The sequence below is a fragment of the Pelagimonas sp. genome, from assembly GCF_050633425.1.
Taxonomy (GTDB): Bacteria; Pseudomonadota; Alphaproteobacteria; order Rhodobacterales; family Rhodobacteraceae; genus Pelagimonas.
Genome location: NZ_JBOEGM010000020.1, coordinates 415,601 through 435,962 on the forward strand (window position 1 = coordinate 415,601; position 20,362 = coordinate 435,962).

General features: G+C 55.4%; 23 protein-coding genes, 1 pseudogene and 1 riboswitch. Of the genes and pseudogenes, 9 read left to right on the top strand and 15 right to left on the bottom strand.

Annotated elements, in window-relative coordinates; genetic code table 11:
- Positions 1-176 precede the first annotated feature (176 nt).
- Together trmB and ACRBB0_RS17770 are read right to left on the bottom strand one after the other, a co-directional pair.
- Positions 177-890, bottom strand: coding sequence for a tRNA (guanine(46)-N(7))-methyltransferase TrmB (gene trmB / locus ACRBB0_RS17765; RefSeq protein ID WP_431375788.1), 714 nt, complete (start codon positions 888-890; stop codon positions 177-179).
- A gap of 66 nt (positions 891-956) precedes the next feature.
- Positions 957-1,829, bottom strand: a complete 873-nt coding sequence (locus ACRBB0_RS17770) for a LysR family transcriptional regulator (RefSeq protein WP_431375789.1) — start codon at positions 1,827-1,829, stop codon at positions 957-959.
- A gap of 95 nt (positions 1,830-1,924) precedes the next feature.
- Between ACRBB0_RS17770 and ACRBB0_RS17775 the strand changes: the two genes are divergently transcribed.
- Complete coding sequence (locus tag ACRBB0_RS17775) at positions 1,925-2,206, top strand: DUF1330 domain-containing protein (RefSeq protein ID WP_431375790.1); 282 nt, start codon at positions 1,925-1,927, stop codon at positions 2,204-2,206.
- Between the two features lie 81 nt (positions 2,207-2,287).
- Here the strand turns inward: ACRBB0_RS17775 and metK are convergent, their stop codons facing one another.
- The 8 genes and pseudogenes from metK to miaB form a co-directional block, all read right to left on the bottom strand.
- Positions 2,288-3,466 carry a methionine adenosyltransferase gene (gene metK, locus ACRBB0_RS17780; RefSeq protein WP_431375791.1) on the bottom strand — a complete coding sequence of 393 codons (1,179 nt, stop codon included), beginning with the start codon at positions 3,464-3,466 and terminating at the stop codon, positions 2,288-2,290.
- 3 nt (positions 3,467-3,469) lie between these two features.
- A riboswitch (SAM-SAH riboswitch) is annotated at positions 3,470-3,517 on the bottom strand.
- A 38-nt stretch (positions 3,518-3,555) separates the two neighbouring features.
- Positions 3,556-5,082 carry an apolipoprotein N-acyltransferase gene (gene lnt / locus ACRBB0_RS17785; protein WP_431375792.1) on the bottom strand — a complete coding sequence of 509 codons (1,527 nt, stop codon included), beginning with the start codon at positions 5,080-5,082 and terminating at the stop codon, positions 3,556-3,558.
- A 197-nt stretch (positions 5,083-5,279) separates the two neighbouring features.
- Positions 5,280-6,167 (bottom strand): annotated as a pseudogene (locus ACRBB0_RS17790) (hemolysin family protein); the annotation flags it as partial.
- 13 nt (positions 6,168-6,180) lie between these two features.
- Positions 6,181-6,687, bottom strand: a complete 507-nt coding sequence (gene ybeY / locus ACRBB0_RS17795; RefSeq protein WP_431375793.1) for an rRNA maturation RNase YbeY — start codon at positions 6,685-6,687, stop codon at positions 6,181-6,183.
- 61 nt (positions 6,688-6,748) lie between these two features.
- Positions 6,749-7,723, bottom strand: coding sequence for a PhoH family protein (locus ACRBB0_RS17800; protein ID WP_431375794.1), 975 nt, complete (start codon positions 7,721-7,723; stop codon positions 6,749-6,751).
- A gap of 145 nt (positions 7,724-7,868) precedes the next feature.
- Positions 7,869-8,180, bottom strand: a complete 312-nt coding sequence (locus ACRBB0_RS17805; RefSeq protein WP_431375795.1) for a hypothetical protein — start codon at positions 8,178-8,180, stop codon at positions 7,869-7,871.
- 14 nt (positions 8,181-8,194) lie between these two features.
- Entirely contained in the window at positions 8,195-8,782 is a 588-nt protein-coding gene (locus tag ACRBB0_RS17810; RefSeq protein WP_431375820.1) for an OmpA family protein, read from the bottom strand.
- 230 nt (positions 8,783-9,012) lie between these two features.
- On the bottom strand, positions 9,013-10,338 hold the full coding sequence (miaB, locus tag ACRBB0_RS17815; protein WP_431375796.1) for a tRNA (N6-isopentenyl adenosine(37)-C2)-methylthiotransferase MiaB: 1,326 nt from the start codon (positions 10,336-10,338) through the stop codon (positions 9,013-9,015).
- Positions 10,339-10,525: 187 nt separating this feature from the next.
- Between miaB and ACRBB0_RS17820 the strand changes: the two genes are divergently transcribed.
- Complete coding sequence (locus ACRBB0_RS17820) at positions 10,526-11,395, top strand: hypothetical protein (RefSeq protein WP_431375797.1); 870 nt, start codon at positions 10,526-10,528, stop codon at positions 11,393-11,395.
- Positions 11,396-11,661: 266 nt separating this feature from the next.
- Here ACRBB0_RS17820 and ACRBB0_RS17825 read toward each other — a convergent pair whose 3' ends face one another.
- From ACRBB0_RS17825 to fabB, 3 genes are read right to left on the bottom strand one after another with little or no spacing between them, the layout of a single operon-like run.
- A complete protein-coding gene (locus tag ACRBB0_RS17825) occupies positions 11,662-11,985 on the bottom strand; it encodes a hypothetical protein (RefSeq protein ID WP_431375798.1) in 324 nt (107 codons plus the stop codon).
- A 13-nt stretch (positions 11,986-11,998) separates the two neighbouring features.
- The gene (locus ACRBB0_RS17830; protein ID WP_431375799.1) at positions 11,999-12,790 is read right to left on the bottom strand and encodes an enoyl-ACP reductase FabI; all 792 of its coding nucleotides are present in this window, start codon (positions 12,788-12,790) and stop codon (positions 11,999-12,001) included.
- Positions 12,791-12,801: 11 nt separating this feature from the next.
- Complete coding sequence (fabB, locus tag ACRBB0_RS17835) at positions 12,802-14,031, bottom strand: beta-ketoacyl-ACP synthase I (RefSeq protein ID WP_431375800.1); 1,230 nt, start codon at positions 14,029-14,031, stop codon at positions 12,802-12,804.
- A gap of 317 nt (positions 14,032-14,348) precedes the next feature.
- Here fabB and ACRBB0_RS17840 point away from each other — a divergent pair, with 317 nt between their 5' ends.
- Both ACRBB0_RS17840 and ACRBB0_RS17845 read left to right on the top strand, forming a co-directional pair.
- On the top strand, positions 14,349-14,624 hold the full coding sequence (locus ACRBB0_RS17840; protein WP_431375801.1) for a hypothetical protein: 276 nt from the start codon (positions 14,349-14,351) through the stop codon (positions 14,622-14,624).
- Between the two features lie 339 nt (positions 14,625-14,963).
- Positions 14,964-15,677: an NYN domain-containing protein gene (locus ACRBB0_RS17845; protein WP_431375802.1), complete on the top strand. Its 714-nt coding sequence runs from the start codon at positions 14,964-14,966 to the stop codon at positions 15,675-15,677.
- Between the two features lie 81 nt (positions 15,678-15,758).
- Here ACRBB0_RS17845 and fabA read toward each other — a convergent pair whose 3' ends face one another.
- Positions 15,759-16,268: a bifunctional 3-hydroxydecanoyl-ACP dehydratase/trans-2-decenoyl-ACP isomerase gene (fabA, locus tag ACRBB0_RS17850; protein ID WP_431375803.1), complete on the bottom strand. Its 510-nt coding sequence runs from the start codon at positions 16,266-16,268 to the stop codon at positions 15,759-15,761.
- Positions 16,269-16,457: 189 nt separating this feature from the next.
- Between fabA and irr the strand changes: the two genes are divergently transcribed.
- From irr to ACRBB0_RS17875, 5 genes are all read left to right on the top strand, one after another.
- A complete protein-coding gene (gene irr, locus ACRBB0_RS17855) occupies positions 16,458-16,874 on the top strand; it encodes a Fur family transcriptional regulator Irr (protein WP_431375804.1) in 417 nt (138 codons plus the stop codon).
- Positions 16,875-16,926: 52 nt separating this feature from the next.
- The gene (locus ACRBB0_RS17860; protein WP_431375805.1) at positions 16,927-17,265 is read left to right on the top strand and encodes a hypothetical protein; all 339 of its coding nucleotides are present in this window, start codon (positions 16,927-16,929) and stop codon (positions 17,263-17,265) included.
- A 460-nt stretch (positions 17,266-17,725) separates the two neighbouring features.
- Positions 17,726-18,289 (top strand): hypothetical protein, encoded by a 564-nt coding sequence (locus ACRBB0_RS17865; RefSeq protein WP_431375806.1) that lies wholly within the window; start codon positions 17,726-17,728, stop codon positions 18,287-18,289.
- A 131-nt stretch (positions 18,290-18,420) separates the two neighbouring features.
- The gene (locus ACRBB0_RS17870; protein WP_431375807.1) at positions 18,421-18,726 is read left to right on the top strand and encodes a molybdenum cofactor biosynthesis protein MoaE; all 306 of its coding nucleotides are present in this window, start codon (positions 18,421-18,423) and stop codon (positions 18,724-18,726) included.
- Between the two features lie 49 nt (positions 18,727-18,775).
- Positions 18,776-19,231 carry a hypothetical protein gene (locus tag ACRBB0_RS17875; RefSeq protein WP_431375808.1) on the top strand — a complete coding sequence of 152 codons (456 nt, stop codon included), beginning with the start codon at positions 18,776-18,778 and terminating at the stop codon, positions 19,229-19,231.
- A gap of 627 nt (positions 19,232-19,858) precedes the next feature.
- Here ACRBB0_RS17875 and ACRBB0_RS17880 read toward each other — a convergent pair.
- Complete coding sequence (locus ACRBB0_RS17880) at positions 19,859-20,020, bottom strand: hypothetical protein (protein ID WP_431375809.1); 162 nt, start codon at positions 20,018-20,020, stop codon at positions 19,859-19,861.
- Between the last annotated feature and the right edge of the window lie 342 nt (positions 20,021-20,362).

Consider the following 20,362-nt stretch of genomic DNA (forward strand, 5'->3'; position numbering starts at 1 on the left):
AGGTAATAATCTTTCCTGTTAGCGGTCGCGGGAGTGATAAAACATGCCCGACGCACTGTCCATGCGTTGTAAGTGTTCGCGGCGATGTCTTTGCCACAAAAGATCACGCCGCGCTTTCGGTGTCATCTGACGCCAACATTCCAACAGGGCACCGCGCCCTTGCCCGATGCCCCAGGTTAGCGTTTGCGAAACGTCATATAATGGGGCACGCGGCCTTCGCGCAGGGCTTTTTGCTCGTAACGCGTTGAAATCCAATCGCCCCAAGGGTCACGCCAATCAGACGGCCCTTCGGCCAGCCATTCGAAGCCAGCCTTGGGCACTTCGATCATGGTTTGGCGCACGTAATCGGGAATATCCGTCGCGACGCGAAATTCGGCACCCGGTTTCAGCGCGCGCGCCAATGGCTCAAGATATTCGGGGGTCACTGCGCGGCGGCGATGATGGCGCTTTTTCGGCCATGGATCGGGGTAGAGCAAAAAGGCCTTGTCGAGCGAGGCCGCAGGCAGCACATCAAAGAGATTGCGCACATCGCCGGGATGGACCTTGAGATTGCTGGCACCCGAGCTTCGGATTTTGCCAAGCAGCATGGCCACACCGTTGATATAGGGTTCACAGCCAATGATACCGACATCGGGATTTTGCACGGCCTGATGCACCATGTGTTCGCCGCCGCCAAAACCGATCTCAAGCCAGACTGGCTTGCCATCAAACATAGCCTTGGTATCGATCGGGTTGCGCTCTGGGTTGTCGTCCCAGTCAATGGGCCCCGGAGACAGAGCTGCTAGGTCTTCGTCAAGATACGCCTCTTGCGATTGCTTGAGGGTCTTGCCTTTGATGCGGCCATAGAAATTGCGCCACGGTGCGCCGGGATGTTTGTTTGATGTGGTCATGGGCGCGCTTTTATCAGAGCGGGCGCGCAAGGCAATCAATCAGATTGAGATGTGGGCCACAGCCCCCTAACCGACAAACTCGGCGCGTTTGCGTTTCATGTAGGGGACCAGAATGTCCCGGAAGGCGGTGACGCGAGCCGAGGGCCAAACATCGGGATGCGCGACAACCCAGATATCGGCGTAGGGTTGGGGCGGCAAAATCGGGAGCTGCACAAGGCCAGGTAAGGCACGGCCAAGAAACATAGGCATGCGGGCGACGCCAAGCCCGGCCTGCGCCGCCCCGGCCATGGCGACCATATCGTCAAAGCGAAAGCTGATGCGCGATCCGGGTGCCTGTTTCATCACCTGCTCGGGCAGCGATTTATGGGTGGCGTAGACGATCCAATCTAGGGGAGCGTTGCGATCGGCGAGATGGCGATCCGCCCAGGGTTGGGTGGCAAAGCTGGCGGTGTCTTGTTCCGCCAGCCGTACCCCCATGAGGCTGTCGCCGGGCGCGCGGCTGACGCGGATGGCCAGATCGGCTTCGCGCCGAGTGAGATCAAGCACATCATTTGTGGCCCGGACATGCAGAGCCACATCGGGATGCGCGGTTTGGAAGTCGGCCAAAACCGGTGCAAAAACATGGGCGATCATCAACTGCGGGGCGGTGATGGTCAGATCACCCTTTAGGGTTTGATCCCGCGCCGTGAGCCCGCGCATCAGCTCATGTTCCGCCATTTGCATCTGTTCAGCGTGTTGCGCCACCAAGATCCCGGCCTCGGTCGGGCGGTAACCATCGGATTGGCGCACAAACAGACCCACGCCCAAATGCCCTTCGAGCCGAGACACCCGGCGGGCCACGGTGGTGTAGCTGATCCCCAGGACTTTGGCGGCTTCGGCAAGGCTTTGGCGCTGAACCAGAACCATAACCGTTTTGAGATCGTCCCAATGTGCATCCATACATGCGTTGTTGCATGTGGTGAGTGCAAAAGCACTCGTTTTCGCACAAGATCATTGTGCCTAGATCAGGTCCATCATCAAAACAGGACAGACCTATGATCTATGCATTTGTACAAATCACCGTCACCGACCCGGAGGCTTTTGCCGCCTATGGCAAACAGGCCTCGGGTGCCTTGGCGAAATATGGGGCAAAACCCGAAGCGATGAGCACGGCGCCAACGCGGCTTGAAGGCGAGGCCCCCGCCCCTGGACGCGCGGTTTTGCTGGCGTTTCCGAACCGGGACGCGGCGCTTGGCTGGATCAATGATCCGGAACTGGCTGACATCCATGCGCTGCGGCGCAAGTCTGGTCCCTGTGAAATCACGCTGATCGGTTAAGACAAAAGGCGCGCGGGTGAACCGCGCGCCTCAATATTCCTTGCAGGGAATTTGCATATCTTTTTGTTAAAGATTGGGGCGTTACACGGCTTTGCGCAGGGCATCGACCAGATCGGTGCGTTCCCAGCTGAAACCGCCATCCGCCTCTGGTTCACGGCCAAAATGCCCATAGGCTGCGGTGCGCTGATAGATGGGTTTGTTCAGCTCAAGATGCGTTCGAATACCGCGCGGTGTCAGGTCGATGACCTGCGGAATCGCCGCCTCAATCGCATGGGCTTCGACATCGCCGGTGCCATGGGTATCGACATAAATCGACAGTGGTTTGGCCACGCCAATCGCATAAGACAGTTGCACCGTGCAGCGATCAGCCATGCCAGACGCCACGACGTTTTTGGCCAAATAGCGCGCCACATAGGCCGCCGAGCGGTCAACCTTGGTCGGATCTTTGCCCGAGAATGCGCCGCCACCATGGGGTGCCGCACCGCCATATGTATCGACGATGATTTTGCGCCCGGTCAGCCCTGCGTCCCCGTCAGGGCCACCAATCACAAACTTGCCCGTCGGGTTGACGTGCCATTCGGTTGCATCGGTCAGCCAGCCATCGGGCAGAGTTTCGGTGATATAGGGTTCGACGATGGCCCGAATGTCTTCAGAACTGAGCGTTTCATCCAAATGTTGCGTCGACAGAACCAGTGAGCTGATGCCGACGGGTTTGCCACCTTCGTAATTGACCGAGAGCTGAGATTTCGCATCGGGGCCAAGTGCGGGTTCGCTGCCGTCTTTGCGCACTTCAGCCAAACGGCGCAGGATCGCGTGGCTGTATTGAATCGGTGCTGGCATAAGGGCTGTGGTTTCATTGGTGGCATAGCCAAACATGATCCCCTGATCACCCGCTCCTTCGTCACCCTGTTCTCCGGTCACCCCTTGGGCGATATGCGCGGATTGTTCGTGCAGAAGGTTGGTGATTTCGACAGTTTCATGATGAAACTTGTCCTGCTCATATCCGATGTCTTTGATACAGGCGCGGGCGATCGCGTCGATCTTGCCCATATAGTCGTGCAATTTTTCCTGATCGGTCAAACCGACTTCGCCGCCAATAACCACACGGTCCGTGGTGGCAAAGGTTTCGCATGCCACACGGGCCAGCGGATCTTCGGCGATAAGAGCATCAAGGACGGCATCCGAAATACGGTCGCAGACCTTATCTGGGTGGCCTTCGGACACGGATTCCGAGGTGAAAGTATAGTTCTGACGGGACATGATCGCTCCATTGGGTTACGCCGTCACGCCAGGAAGCCGTTGTGACGGGTATGAGAATATGACCCGCCTAGGGTGGGCCGCGACAAAGGTCAATCGCTATTGCGCAACCTTGGCCTGAATAGGCCGAAACACAATACGATAAGAAAGGTAAGTGTTGGTAAATCGCCGAAGCGTGAATAAACTGTTACACGCGCGGGCGGTGGAAGCGGCGCGTCAAGCTTTCCCGCAACACCCATGCCCAGCTCTGCGGTGATCCGCCCGGCCCCATCAATGACGGCAGAAACGCCGGTATTGGCGGCCCGCAACATCGGCAAACCCTGTTCAATGGCGCGCATGCGGGCTTGGGATAGGTGTTGGTAAGGACCGGACCATTTCCCGAACCAGGCGTCATTGGTGATCTGCAGAAGGAAATCGGGGCGCGACGGGGAGCGATAAACGTCCTGCGGAAACACAGCCTCATAGCAGATCAGTGGCAAAGCCGCGCCCAGTTTGCCAAGATCGAGCAACTCAGGGCCCGGCCCGGCCGTGTATCCGCCATCGGCACGCGCGGCCAAACCAGCGATATTCCAGCGCTGGAAAATCGCCGCCGCCGGCATGTATTCGCCAAAAGGAACGAGGTGATGTTTGTCATAGACCTGCGCAAGCTGGCCTTGCTCGTTGAGGAGCGCAAGGGAATTGAAATAGGTGCCATCGCTGCCACGCTGAACGCCGACCACAACCTGCGCCCCTGCTGCGGCATCTCTGACAATGCGCAGCGCGTCATCGGCGCGCTCCAACATCACGGGCAGGGCCGTTTCCGGCCAGATGATCAGCTCGGGCTTGGGGTTTCCCGGTTCCGGCAGGGCTTCGGTCAGGGCAATCTGGCGATCAAAGAAAACGGGGATCATGCGCGGATCCCACTTTTCGTGCTGTTCGGCATTGGGTTGGATCAAGCGGATATGCGGACGGTCCGACATGTCTTGTTCGGCGGGTGTCATCGCCCAACCGCCTGCAATCAGCGCCAGGGCCAGTGTCGCAGCCGCCCCGGCCCATTTGCGGCGCTGGGTTTGAGAAGACACCGCGCCAACAGTAAGCCCGGCCAGTGTCAGGATCAGCAGCGTCATACCATGTGGACCAACAACCGAGGCCCATTGAATCGCGGGGATCGGCAAAAACATGTAGCCCAGCAAAGCCCAGGGGAAGCCGGTAAACACATAGGCGCGGGCCAATTCTGCGGCGGTCCAAGCCAGGACCAAAGCCGCCAGCGGCGCGCGTCTATTATGGGCCGCACCCCAAAAGGCCAAGGCCCAAAACAACGCCAGCCCCCCCGACATGCCAAACAAGGCAAATGGAGCCATCCACCCGGTGGCGGCCGCGTCGACCATAAATGGTTCGACGATCCAGCCCAAAGCAACGCCGAAATAGCCCAAGCCAACGCCCCAGCCGGTTCCGACCGCAAAAAGACCAATGGGCGCGGCGCGAAACAGCCAGAAGGCGGCCACCAGACCGGCAAAGCCCAGATACCAAAGATCGTAAGGAGCGAGGCCTAAGGCCATGACACCGCCCGCCGCAATCGCCAAAGGCAGGCGAATCCAACGGATCAGCGGCGGCGTCGCAACCTGCGCGCTATCCGCCATTGCTGTTACCCACCGGAGGCATTCGCGGATTTAACACCCGATCTGTGGGCCGATGACTGACCAGTTGCAGGGCCAGTTGCAGAGCCAGTTGTTTGGCCATTTGCTTGGCCCGGCGTTTGGATTTGGCTTGGCATCGGAACGGGCGCCGATGTCAGAGTGGGCGTCTGAGAGGATGCCTGAGTGGAAGTCAGGGTCCGTGCCGCCCCCGGAAGGCGGACTCGCAGCCGTTTGATCCGTCGGGGATCCGCATCGACCACCTCAAAATCCAACCCGGCCGGATGCGGAATGATTTCGCCGCGCGTCGGCACATGACCGGCCAGCATAAAGACCAAGCCGCCAAGCGTGTCGATCTCTTCGGCGTCGATGTCATCGTGATCGGTGAGCTGCATGCTCAGCTCTGCTTCAAACTCCTCAAGCGGCGTTTTCGACAGGGCCAGATAACACCCAGCACTCTCCTTGGCCCAGTTTTGGCCTTCTTCTGTGTCGTGTTCATCTTCGATCTCACCGATGACCTGTTCGATCAGATCCTCAATCGTGACGAGACCATCAACACCGCCATATTCGTCAATCACCAGCGCCATATGCCGCCGCTCGGTCTGCATCTTGGTGAGCAGAACGCCGATGGGCATGGAGGGCGGCACAAATAGCAATGGCCGCAGCATTTTTGTGAGATCAAAGTCACCACCAGACCCGTTGAATCCTTGGCTCAGCGCGAAATCCTTGAGATGAGCAAAGCCGATTGGTGTGTCCAAGGTTCCGTCAAACACCGGCAACCGCGTCAGCCCGGATTCGCGGAAGACATCAACCAACTCTTCTTTGGTGATGCTGTTAGGGACCGCGACAATGTCGGCCTTGGGGCTAGCCACGTCTTCTACACGCATCCGCGCGAGGTTGCCCAATCCCAAGGTAGGTGCTTTGTATTCCGTCCGCAGCGCCTTGGCCGGTTCCGGTTCTGGCGCGACCTGCTCACCCCCTATCCAGCTAAATAGCCGGTGGAGAAAGCCAGAGTCGCTCTGCTTCGTATTCAATTTTGTCGTCCCGAGCGCGCTTTGCGCTGCGTTAGACGAGCCGTCTGTTTCGCCCATCAATCCATACCAATCACAGGCCGGTTGGCCCTGTATCATCCCTATATGGGTCCGGCAGACCGAGCTTGCCAAGTATTTGAACCTCTAACTTTTCCATAAGCGTGGCATCTTCGTCACGGATATGATCATAGCCCAACAAATGTAACACACCATGAACAAGCAAGTGAGTGACGTGATCACCCATCGGTTTGCCTTGTTCCATGGCCTCACGTTCGCAGGTTTCAAAGGCAATAGCGATATCCCCCAGCTCTTCGGACTCTGGGGCAAGCGGAAGCCCGCCTGCATCTTGGGCAGACAGGTCTTCAAAGGGCCAGGAAAGAACATTTGTCGCACGGGGTTTGTCGCGAAAATCACCGTTTAGCTCGGCAATGCGGGCATCATCACAGCCCATGACGACGATTTCATGCGCCTCTGCCGTCAGCCCAAGATCGATCAGAACCTGACCGGCCGCACGTTCGGCCAAAGCAGGCAAGTCGAGGTCTTGCCAGCGCGCATCTTCTACGACTGTATCCGTCAACATAGGTATCTCTTTGGGCCATCAGCCCGTCGCCCATCAGAAAAAAAAGGAACAATTTAACCCATTATGGGGTTTCTGCGTCCTTCTCATAGGCTTCAATGATCGCCGCCACAAGCGGATGACGCACAACGTCTTTGCTGGTGAAATAGTTAAAGGATATCTCAGGGATGCGATCAAGCAGGCGTTCAGCGTCAGCCAACCCCGAAGGCATGCCGCGTGGCAAGTCGATCTGGGTGCGGTCGCCGGTGATGACCATGCGCGACCCCTCACCCAGACGGGTCAGGAACATTTTCATCTGCATCGAGGTGGCGTTTTGCGCTTCGTCCAGAACCACAAACGCGTTGGACAAAGTCCGCCCACGCATAAAAGCCAGCGGGGCGATTTCGATGGTTTTTTCTTCCATCATCTTAGCCAGTTGCTTGCCCGGCAAAAAGTCGTTCAGCGCGTCGTAAAGCGGCTGCATATAGGGATCGACCTTGTCTTTCATATCGCCGGGCAGATAGCCAAGCTTTTCCCCGGCCTCCACCGCGGGGCGGGACAAGATGATTTTGTCGACGGCACCGGTGATCAGCATATTCACCCCGACGGCAACCGCCAGATAGGTTTTCCCGGTGCCCGCCGGACCGATACCAAAGGCCAGTTCATTGTCAAACAACGAGCGGACATAGGCTTTTTGCGCATCGGTGCGTGGTTCGATGAGCTTTTTGCGGGTTTTAATCTCGACCTTTTCACCGACTGACATTTCCAGCTGGCTGTCGGGGCCCGGCTCTTCGCCCATGCGGAATTCGCGGTCGATATCGCTGTGGCTCACTTCGCGCCCCTGCTCGAGCCGATCATAAAGCGATCGCAGCACTTCGGTGGCTTCGGCTTGTGCTTCGGCGACACCATGAATGGCAAGTTGATTGCCGCGCCGCAGGATCTGAACCCCGGTGCGCGCCTCAATATCGGTCAGGTTTCGGTCGTATTCCCCACAAAGTTCAATCAGCAGACGATTGTCAGGGAACTCGAGAACAGCTTCGGTCAAAGGGCTAGTGGTCACGCATGTCTCCTGCGCCAGAATACATAGATATGGTGCCAAGCCGCGCCGCGATGCGCAAGTGTCGTATGCGATTCTTCTGGGGATAGAATCAAAACTGGCCGTGCAAATGCATGCACGGCCAGAGTTTAATCAGTTGAGACGCGTCTTAGCGCGGGTCACCGATGATCGATGTCGACCCTTGCTTGAAGTCGCCGGTCGCAATCGTTGGTGGTGCTGTACCGGAGCAAACAGGTTTGCCGTATTTGTCGAGACGTGCCGACAGGTAACCTTCTACACCGTCATCAATGATCCAATGATCACAGCCATTCGGGTCAACCCAAATGCCCGCATGCATTGTGCTCAGATCATCCTTGTCGAACAGACCACGGTCGAGGCTTTTGTCAGGACCGATAGGAGTACATCCCGCCAAGAACGCGGCTGCAACACCAGTCACAAGGGCCATTTTCGTCAATGTCATTTCCGTGACCCCTCTTAGCGAATGCAGATGATTTCGACGCGGCGGTTTTTCGCCATGCCGGTGGTTGTGCCATTGGACGCAACAGGCATACGTTCGCCAAAGCCGCGAACATCCGAGATGTTGGCCCCGGTTGAACGTGCGACCTGAGCAACAGCCATGGCCCGGTTGTAAGACAGCTTCATGTTGTAGCTGTCAGACGCGCGGCTATCGGTGTGACCGGCAATGATGTAGGCGGTCGCGGACGCGTTGTTAAAGAACTCTGCAAGACGCTGTTTGCCAGACGCCGAAATCCGGTGGCTGTCAGTCGCGAAGAATTGGTCAGAGTTCATGACGCCGCAGACGTTACCACGGTTACACACGGGAATACCCTTGCGGTCGGTGCGTGGGGACATGTAGCCCTCAACACCGTCGTCCATAACCCAGTGCTGGCAGCCATCCGGATCAATCCAGATACCTGGGATATATTGCTCGCCCTGAATGGTGCGTGTGTTTTGCGTCGAAATGAAAGGTGATTTTTGCCCCGCTACATCGGCAAATGCCGGCGCGGCGGCCGAAATGCCAGCGAGAGCAGCCAACGCGATTGCGCCGACGGCTTTGGTCATACGATTAGCCACAGCCACTGTCCCTTGGTTTGTGTTTCCCCCACTGCATGCGCCAATATTGGCAGCGGCACACGCAAACTTACTATAATCAACACATTAGCAAACAATTCACGCGTGTGAAGCGAAAAGGCCCGCGCATTGGCGCGAAATCGGAAACAATTCCCGAATTCCCAATGCTTTCTTGTGGATAAATCTGTTCACCATTGTGAAACAATAGCTTGTTGGGTGGATTAACGCCGTATCACGTCGCCATTTAGCGAATTTCGACCCGACGAAACGATTCGCACCGGAACCATGTCACCGGGGGCGATTCCCTCGGCTTGGCCCTCAGCTTGGACGTGAACGGCGTGTAGATATTCCGACTTGCCGACCATCTGCCCCGGCTCGCGACCGGCTTTTTCGATCAGAACCGAGACGTCGCGCCCGATCATCGCATCTTGGAGGGCGCGTTGTTGTTGGGACAACAAAGCCTGGAGGCGCTGCAACCGGTCGTTCTTTTCATCTTCGGGCACCTGAGGGCGCTCTGCTGCGGGGGTGCCGGGGCGTTCGGAATACTTGAACGAGAAGGCCGAGCCGTATTCGACCGCCTTGATCAATGCGAGCGTGTCCTGAAAATCTTCTTCGGTCTCTTCGGGGAAACCCACGATGAAATCGCCTGACAGATGCAGATCCGGGCGCACGCCGCGCAGCCGCTCGATGAGCTTCAGGTAATCCTCGGCTGTATGGGAGCGGTTCATGCGTTTGAGGATCTTGTCGCTGCCCGCCTGCACCGGCAGATGGAGATATGGCATCAGCTTGTCGCAATCGCCATGCGCGGCGATCAGGTCATCATCCATGTCATTGGGGTGCGAGGTGGTGAAGCGGATACGTTCAAGCCCGTCGATTTTGGCCATGTCGCGGATCAACCCGCCAAGGCCCTTGTCGTGGCCGTGATAGGCGTTGACGTTTTGACCAAGCAATGTCAGCTCGCGCACGCCGCGTTCGACCAGATCGCGGGCCTCGTCCATAATGCGGGTCGCCGGGCGGCTGACTTCGGCACCGCGGGTATACGGCACCACACAAAAGGCACAGAATTTGTCACAGCCTTCCTGGACAGTCAGAAAGGCGGTCGGGCCGCGCTTGGCCTTGGGGCGCGATTTGAGGGCGGCGAATTTGTCATCCTCGGGGAAATCGGTGTCGAGGGCTTTTTGGCCGGAGCGGGCTTTGGCCTCAAGCTCGGGCAGACGGTGGTAGCTCTGCGGGCCGACAACCAAGTCGACCATCGGCTGGCGGCGCATGATTTCCTTGCCCTCGGCCTGAGCCACACAGCCTGCAACGCCGATTTTCAGGTCAGGCTTCTCGGCCTTGAGGCCCTTGTAGCGGCCAAGTTCGGAGTAAACCTTCTCGGCGGCCTTTTCGCGGATATGACAGGTGTTGAGCAGAATCATATCTGCGTCATCGGGGGTTTCGGTTTGAACATAGCCCTCGCCGCCCATGGCTTCGGCCATGCGTTCACTGTCATAGACGTTCATCTGGCACCCATAGGTCTTGATGAATAGCTTTTTGGGCTCGGTCATGTCATGTCCTGTCGCGTTAGGCGGGCGTGGCTGCAAATTTTCGACGAAAATTTTATCCCCGATCAGAGGCGGCAGATAACGCATAAACACCCCGTCTTGCAATGCACGAGATTTTCACCGATTCTGGGAGAAAATCCCATGGTGGCCTCGGAGTGACCTTGGGGCGATCTCGGCAATGAGGCGATTCATGCAATACGACGGGCTTAACGACTATCTCAAACGTGGCGGCGCAGCGCTGGCGCAGGGACCGGTTGCATTGGTTTTTGCCGAAGATGAGGCCGAGTTGGGGACAACCCTGCGCCATCATCTGCATTCAGGTTTCAGTTCCGTGACGGTGTTTATGTCCTCTCTTTGGGCCTTGCCCCCCGATCTTGAGGCCAAGGTGCACCGGGTTGCGTATGATATGACCGTCGACAACGCCCTGCCCCATGCCATGAACGCCGTGATCGCGGCGGCCCCGAATGTTTGGATGTATTACTGTTATAATGCAGAATACTTGTTCTACCCATTCTGCGAGACCCGCACCGTGGGAGAGATGTTGAGCTATCACGCCGAAGAGCGCCGTGATGCGATGCTGGCCTATGTTGTCGATCTTTATGCTGGCGATTTGAACAAATGCCCCAATGCGGTTTCTCTGGATGATGCGCATTTGGATCGATCCGGCTATTACGCATTGGCGCGGTCCGACCCAGCCAACAATAATTACCCCAAGGAACGGCAGCTTGACTTCTTTGGCGGCTTGCGGTGGCGCTATGAGGAACATGTGCCGGTTGAGCGGCGCAAGATTGACCGGGTGGCTTTGTTCAAATCCAAGCCCGGCCTGCATATGCGTGACGATCACACGTTTGATGACGAAGAGTACAACACCTATGCCTGCCCATGGCATAACAACCTGACGGCGGCGGTGGTGTCGTTTCGCACGGCAAAAGCCCTAAAGCGCAACCCTGGGTCCACGTTTGAGATACGGAATTTTCGCTGGTATAATTCAACGCCGTTTGAATGGCACTCACGGCAGTTGCTTGACCTTGGGTTGATTGAGCCCGGTCAGTGGTTTTGAGATAAGGCTGTTTAGTAAGGAGTTTTTTAAGGCTTTTGTCACATCAATTGAAAAAGACGACGAACGCAATGTTCGTTCAGCACATCCGACCCAACTGGCTTGCAAATATTTCTGCGACGAAACTGATAAAGGCGTCAGGGTTTTCCAAATCAACAGCTACGGTTCGTCAGATAGGGAAATACCTGACAAACTAAGCCAAACTTTGCAATTTGATCGAAGGTCAGCCCAGCAGCTTTTTGATGCGTTGGCATTTGAGTTCAAGTTTTCTACGTCGAAGTAGAGTATGAACAAATCTCAAAATGCCCATCCGTCGCCCGTGTCAGCGCATCGTTGACAAAGACGGCGTGCACATATTTCGGGGCTTCGGTGGTGCCGTAGTTATAGCTCACGCAGGCCTCGTCCCAATTGGCCGGGTTCCGTTCGAACCCGGCATCGGGGCCAAGGGCAACGGCGGCTTCTGACGGTGACACGCCTTTAGAGAGTTTACGCGCAACACCGTCGCTTTTGGGGGCATCAGCACCGGGGGCTGCGCCTTGCATACATCCGGCCAAGCTCAGCATGGCAACACTCGATAGAACAAGACGCAACATTGTCATCCCCTTTTTACAGATTATCCTGCTGAGGCATGCCCAGCACATGGAACCCGCCATCAACGCGGACAATTTCACCGGTGGTGCAGGCACCCGCGTCAGAAATCAGCCAAACCGCCGTACCGCCAACCGCATCCAACGTCGCGTTCGAACGCAAAGGCGCGTTTTGGTCGGTGTGTTTATAGGTCTTGCGCGCGCCACCAATGGCCGCGCCTGCCAGGGTTTTCATCGGTCCCGGTGACAGCGCATTCACACGGATACCTTCTGGGCCGAGATCATTAGCCAGATAACGCGTGGTCGATTCCAGCGCCGCTTTGGCCACCCCCATGACGTTATAATTTGGCGTTACGCGGGTTGAGCCCATATAGGTCAGGGTCAACAAAGTGCCGCCATTGTCTTTCATCAGGGGATGGGCGCGCCGCGCCACCTCGATAAAGCTATAGGCGGAAATATCGAGCGAGTTTTTGAAGTTTTCGCGCGACGTGTCCAAAATTCGGCCTGTCAGCTCATTCTTGTCAGAATAGGCAATCGCGTGCACGACAAAATCGAGGCTATCCCACCGCGCGCCAAGCTGTTCAAACGCAGTGTCAAGCGAGGCGTCATCTGTCACATCGACATCGACCATAAAGTCGCTACCGACACTGGCCGCCAGCGGTTCCAGCCGCTTGCCAAATGCCTCGCCCTGATAAGTAAAGGCCAATTCAGCCCCAGCTTCGGCACATGCTTTGGCAATGCCCCAGGCGATGGAACGTTCGTTGGCAACGCCCATAATAAGGCCGCGCTTGCCCTTGAGATCAATGGTCATAACTACTCGCCTCAGTCTTTGTACTTGGACATTACCATCGAGCCATTGGTCCCACCAAAGCCAAATGAGTTTGTCATCACCGAATCCAGCCCGGCATTTTCCACCAGCTCTGTCGCAATCTCTTCGGGCTTAAGCGCCGGATCAAGGTTTTCGACATTGATCGATGGGATCAAGAAATCATGCTCAAGTGCCAACAGGCAATAGATCGCCTCTTGGGCCCCGGTTGCGCCTTGGCTGTGGCCGGTCATGGATTTGGTCGACGACACCGGCGGGGTCGAGCCTTCGCCAAACACGCGGCGCACCGCTTCGATTTCACCGACATCGCCAACCGGGGTCGAAGTTCCGTGAGCGTTGATATAGCTGACTTTTCGGCCCTCTGGCAGTGTTGACAGAGCCACGCGCATCGCCCGCTCGCCGCCTTCGCCGGATGGCGCAACCATGTCAGCGCCGTCAGACGTCGCGCCATAGCCGGTGATTTCTGCATAAATCTTGGCACCGCGCGCCTTGGCGTGTTCCAAATCTTCCAGCACCAACATGCCGCCACCGCCGCCAATTACAAACCCGTCGCGATCCGCGTCAAAAGCCCGGCTCGCGCGCTCTGGAGTGTCGTTGTATTTCGAGGACATCGCGCCCATGGCGTCAAACAGGCAGGACAGCGTCCAATCCAGCTCTTCGCCGCCACCAGCAAACATAACGTCCTGCTTGCCCATCATAATTTGTTCCGCAGCGTTGCCGATGCAATGCAGCGAGGTCGAGCACGCCGAGGTGATCGAATAGTTGATGCCTTTGATTTTGAAAGCGGTCGAGAGGTTGGCCGAGACGGTTGAGCACATGGCTTTGGGTACTGCAAACGGGCCGATCCGCTTGGTCGCGCCGGTTTTCAATACGGTCTGATGCGCGGCCAACATGGCGCTGGTCGACGGGCCACCGGAACCGGCAACAAGGCCAGTGCGTGGGTTCACAACGTCGCTTTCTTCCAGCCCGGAATCTTCGATTGCCTGCTGCATGGCGATATAGGCATAGGCCGCGCCGGGGCCCATAAAACGCAGCGTGCGTTTGTCAATGTGATCTGCTGGGTTCAGGTTAATGTCGCCAGCGATCTGGCTGCGAAACCCATGTTCTTTCATCGCCTCATTGGCGGTGATGCCGGATTTCCCGGTCTTGAGAGATGCCAAAACTTCTTCGGCATTGTTCCCGATGCTGGACACGATCCCCAGCCCTGTAACGACGACGCGGCGCATACGGCCTCCCTAACTTTGCTTGCCTCTTAGTAGGGCATTGCGCCGGTCAGGTGCAAGGTGGGTTGGAAAATGTACAAACTAAAGCGACCAGTTGGGAGCATCTTCGGTGCCCTGCATTTGCCTAGCCCAGAACCCGTGATGATCGGCACAACAAGAGCAACCGCTACGCGCGACCTGAAGTCCTCTCACGATCCTCTAGTTCCTTTTTAAAAACGGCAAACAGCGTTACGCTAACCGGATGAGATCACCCTTTACGAGACCTTAATCTGTGGAGCGTGCGGCGTGGTGCCAGCGGCACTTTGGTAAAGTGGGAGAGTTTGGAAAATGATCGAGAGAATCAAACAGGCGATCTTGAACAACTTCCGCTTCAAGTTGCTTTACGTTTCATTGTTCCTTTTTTATGGGCATTTTTCAGGAGAAATCCCGGTGACAACACCAAACTCTTGGATCGTTTGGCTTTTTGTTTTCATTATTTTCTTTGGTCCTGCCGTTTCCGTATTATCCCGCTGTCTCCTTGCGCGTTTAAAAAGCAGCCACCGGAGTTGATCGAAGGCCATGCCAGATCGGAGGCGATTTGGACGGTCTCGCGCTGAAATGACTCTCAACGCCAGTTATGTGATGCCCCAGAATGTGGATCAATACGCGTGAGTGTGGCTCGGTTTTCCACGTTGGATCATATCCCGCATCCGGTTTTGAAACTGTGACCTTAGTTGGAAAATCCCAATCGCCCCCCGTAATGCCACCACTTGCTTTGATAACCCGCTAGACGCCCCCGCAGAAAATGGGAGCAAGTGCCTATTCTACAATAAGACGAAAAGGCGCTGTTTTTCAGCACCTTCGCAGAAGCCCGCCTTAATCATTGAAATTCGTTACAATCCCGCCAACATAGAAAGCGAAAGTATTTTCTAGCATTTGTGATTTAGGCAAAGTGTATGACGCCCAGAAACCGCCCCTTGCTCGCCGTGCTGATTGACGCGGATAACATTCCATCCAAATTTGCCTCGGCGATTTTGAAAGAGATCGGGACCTTTGGCGATCTCACCCTTCGACGTGTTTATGGAGATTGGTCGACCGATCATCTCAAGGGCTGGTCGGAACAGGTCCGCCAACACGGTCTCGTCGCGCATCAAAATTCCGCCAATACAACGGGTAAAAACTCAAGTGACATTGGCCTCGTGATTGATGCGATGGATATTCTACATTCCGGCCGTTTTGATGGGTTTGTGTTGGTCAGCTCTGATAGCGACTTTACGGCCCTGGCCAATCGCATCAGGGAACACGGGCTTCATGTGATCGGCATCGGAGAAAGCAAAACCCCGGCCAGCCTGCGCAATGTGTGTAACCGCTTTGTGTTGCTAGAAAATATCGTTGATGACGCCCCTGCCCGCCCCAATGATCGCACCAAAACCGCCAGCAAGCGGCCAGCAAAAGAGGCTGTGCCCCTGATCCATGCGGCCATGGACAAAATCGATCCTGACAGCGACCGTTGGACACTTTCCAGTCTCGGCAAACAGATCATGTCCGCAAATACGGATTTTGATACACGCAGCTATGGGTTCAAAAAGCTCAGCGATTTGATTAACAATCTTCCGCAATTTAAACTGCGCAAGACCGAAACGGGGCTACAAGTTCAAAGGGTCGGTTAAAGCACGTTACCAACCTCAGAGCGTAAAAAAGAGGCCCAAGGGCCCCTTTTCATTCATCCGAGCGGTTTGAAACCTGTGCGTTTAGCTCTCGCTCAGGGCGACCTTCATGTCTTTGACTTCATAGGCCAATTCACCGTCTACTTCGACGATACCATCGGCGACGCCCATGGTTAGACGGCGGGTTTGGATGGCTTTGGTAAAGTCGATTTTATAAGTCAGCAATTTGGCATCCGGGCGGACCATCGCTTTGAGTTTGATCTCCCCAACGCCAAGCGCATACCCGCGCCCCTGCCAGCCGCGCCAGCCAAGATTAAAGCCGGTCAACTGCCACAGGCCATCAAGGCCAAGGCAGCCAGGCATGATCGGATTGCCGGGAAAGTGGCACTCAAAGAACCAAAGGTCAGGCGTGATGTCGAACTCGGCCAGAACGTGACCTTTGCCATGAGCGCCGCCGTCACCAGAGATATCTGTTATCCGGTCCATCATCAGCATAGGCGGGGCCGGAAGTTGGGCGTTGCCGGGGCCAAACAGATCGCCTGCGGCACATTTCAGAAGGTCTTCTTTGCTGAAGCTGGATGGAAAATCGGCCATGCGATCACGCCCTTTATTGTTCTTTTCAGTCTTGGTTAAGTGTCCTCTACCATCCACCCCGAGCGAAGCCAAGTGCGGCGGCGATGCGCGCTGGTCTGCGGCGCAGCCCCTCATGGGCTGCAAATTCGTTTGAAAAGATACCCCGATCAGTCGTATATAAGGTTTGCAGCATATGGGAACCGGCACCTAATGAACTCTGAGGCACTGACACGCGGCAAAAATTGGCTTGGCAATTCGGACCTGCGTCCGACCCGGCAACGTCTTGCTTTGGCTGCGCTTTTGATCGGTGACGGCCAGAATCGTCACGTCACAGCCGAGAGCCTTTTCGAGAGCGCCAAGACCATGGGGGAGCCCGTGTCGCTTGCCACGGTTTACAACACGCTCAAGGCGTTTTGTTCGGCTGGTTTGATGCAAGAGGTCACGGTTGACGGCTCACGCAGCTATTTTGACACCAACACCCACGAACACCCGCATTTCTTTTGGGAAGACAGCGGCAAGCTGACGGATGCTTCGGCCGAACAGCTGAAAATCGTCGAATTGCCGGAGGCCCCAGAGGGCATGGAAATCGCGGCAGTGGATGTGGTGATCCGGTTGCGCAAGGTTTGAACGCGCCACATAGTCCGATTGTAAGAAGTCTTTGCAATTGGAAACTTTTCGAATGCCGTATCAATATATCAGCGCAATCGCTGGTCTCGCATGTGTCCTTGGTCTAGCGGCCTGCGAACCATCAACTCAACAGCAAGAAATCCAAAATTCGCCCTTCGTGGCGGTTTCTTATTGCGTTTCGGAACAGGGTATAAAACCGGTTTCCAAGGGCAGTGGGAGTTTATTCAACGGCAACGAAACCGTTGATGAGTCGATAAAAATGCTGGAAAAGCCATTCGGCTTGACCACGGCGCAAAAGAGCGAAGTACGCCGATGTGCGGTCAGCAAACTCAACGCTCAGAAAGTTGGTCAGAGCGCTGGTCAGAACGCTGGTCTGAGCGCTGGTGGGTAACTGCCGAATCTAAGATTTTGTCACTGGTACCCGCGGCCTGCCACAGATTTTCTTTTAAAAGCAGATCACTCCACCCCTTGAAGCGTAAAAAAAGCGGAAGTTTATTCCTCTCCCCTCTGATTGCTCAGCGGATTAACACCCGGATCAAAGCTGCGCGTGATCTTGAAACCGTCACGCGCGCCGCATTGGGAGCAAACCAAAGTGATGGGCTGGCCCTCAAACTGACGGCTGACCGTGGGTAGGTGCGAAACCTTGCCGACATAGCGACACCGGTTGCAGGCTACATAAAGGATATTTCCGGGAATCGCGGACATTGAGAACATATGTCGAACAGTATCGAATTCGGCAAGTCGCAACCTTTATGGGCTGCAGTCCATTTTTTACTTTACAATTAGGGCCGCAGCCCATAAGGTAATTTCATTGGACGGGATAAGAGATCCCACAGAATTAGGAGATACCGATGACTGCAATAACCCAGATCCGCCCCGACAACTCACAGAAAATTTTTGTCAAAGGCGGCTTGGCTACCTTTTTCACCTACAGAAATCTCAAAGGACAACCTTGCGTTTGCTACTATGTTGGCAAGAGCGCTAAAGCAAAGCGCTACTCATTCCCAACCGAAGAGAAACGCGCCGAATTTGTAGAGAGAGTGATAACGAATCTTCGCGCCACTGCAGATGAGAAAGCTAAGCGCCGGGCGGAGCAAAACAAACCCCACAATCTTGAAAAAGGCCTAATCCTTTACACAAGTTGGGGCTACGACCAGACCAATACAGAATTCTATGAAGTGATCAAAGTTCCTTCCAAATGTTATGTGGTTCTACAGCAAATAGCGGCCCCCCTGGTTGGCGGAGAGACTGACCACATGAGCGGCAACCGGGTTCCAAATCCAGACAACAAAATTGGTGAGCCGCTACGCCGCAAAGTTGATATGTCAGGCTCTCGCCCAAGCGTGCGGATCTGCGATGTCGTGACCGCTTGGATCTGGGACGGAAAAGAAAAATCAGTGAGCTGGTATCACTAAAAAATCAGGCGGGGGAAACCCCGCTTTTTTTCACAATTGGGTCATATTGCGCTTGCATCTTTGGGCCGCAGCCCATATAAATAAATCATCGACAAGGGATAAGAGATCCCACGAAACGAAAGGAGAAGTCGATGAAAGTAGAACTGATCATACCCGCACAGGATAACGACGGTTCGGATAATTCCGCCATCATCACCGCAGCTATCAAGGACATGTGCCAGCTTTATGGCGGTGCAACCGTCTATGATGCCGCCGGGTACTGGATCAACGACAACGGCCACCTCTATGAGGATGCCGTCAAGGTTCTGGTCAGCGCCGCAACTAAGCCTGACGAAGCCAAAGCCGAGTTGACCAAGTTGGCTCGCGATATCTTGGACGCCACCGATCAAGAGGCGGTTTTCGTCTCAGTTGGTGGTGACGCCGAAATCATCGAATAACAAACCGGGGCGGCACCAGCCGCCTCACCATGCCCCGAAAGGAAAGACTATGCCTATCGCAATCGTTATGTCGCAGTCGGGCGCAATCCCGGCCATCATAGCAGAAGACACCACAGCCGATCTGGTGGCGGCGCTGACCGCTCTAGCTGACGCCCCAGACCTCGCAAACGAAGGCGCAGCGCGACTGTGGTTGCAATCCCTCCCCCAGCCATCTGGATGGTTCAAAACCGCTGAGGAAGCCCGCGCGCACGTTCAGCGCATGAAAGAAGATGTGCCAATCTTACCCGGCGCTGAAATCGCTGCGGCGCGTGAAGCACTTGGTTTAGGTCGTGCGCAATTCGCATCGGCTCTTGGCATGGGCGGAAACGACAACACCCGTCACAAGGCGATATTTGATATTGAAAACGAAGCGATCAACAAGAGCAGTGGCAGACCAAGGGTGTTGAATCCAAACGCGACCCTGCGACTGCGAGCGCTCATGGCAGAAAATGGTTTGGGAAAATAGCTACAGCGGAAAAAAGGGTGGCGCAGAATGCCACCCTTTCGCTTGAAACCACCACCAAACCGCTAACGCCTAGCTTGGGGCTCATTGATCCGACAGCTAACCTGTTAGCTGCTTTTGACGATCGTCAAGACTACCTTGAACCGACCGACGCGAAGGACTGAGCCTTCGACCTGTACTTCGAATTTTTTCTTCATGGATTACCCCATAAATAAAATATGATTGTATCCAGGCCGATGGGGAGATAGAGTTTCAATTGTCTAGGTTGAAAACTCCACGTCGCCCCTCGGGCACTGATTGCTTTTCGGCTAAAAGGTCAGCCAATTGGTTGGCCTTTTTTCTTGGTCTGCTTGCGACGCCACGCCGATCCTGGAGCAAGCCCAAATCTATCATTTTGTGTCGATCCTTTCTAAGGTTCGTTACCTTGTCGATCAGCTTATCCCTCTGCCCCCTGATCGACAAGCGCCCGGTGACCAGGAGTTGGCGGAAAGTGTCAAATCTCCTAACTACCCTTGACATGTTTCGACACACCAAGGGAAATTATCGTTTATTTATATGGTGGTTACAGGTTGTATTGACCATCTCAGCCGAAAACCGTTCTCGATCATGGGCTTACCCAAATTCATCTTGTCAAATATGAGCAGAGTGCAAAGGTTTTTCCAGATGTACATAAATAGAACGGTACAAGTCCGCCAGCTTGAGCATGCCCAACCTCGCCTCCCCAAAAAAAAATTTCCCACGAAGTTTCGGGACCGGCTCTCCGCCTTTTGCGGCGGCAAAAGCGTCGGGCATCGACCTTTTCCAGCCGATTTTCGCAGCGAAGTGATTCGGGTTCACCGTAAAAGGATCAGACCAAAGCCGCGATGCTTTAGGGAATTCCTTTGCAAATGACGACTTAACTGCCCCAATTGCGTGCTTCAGGATCAACCCGCCGAAAGTAGGAACGCATAGTGAACAAAAATCACCTATCAAAGGGTTTTGTTAATCCCTACCCCGATACTTTGACCATATGAAAACAGTAAGAACATTCGCGCCCGAAGAACTCGAAATTCTCGAAATCGAAGTTTTTGGCAAGACCGTCAAAATCGGTTGGCCGAAAGAGTACCTGCGCCCTAGGGCGTCACATCCTCAAAC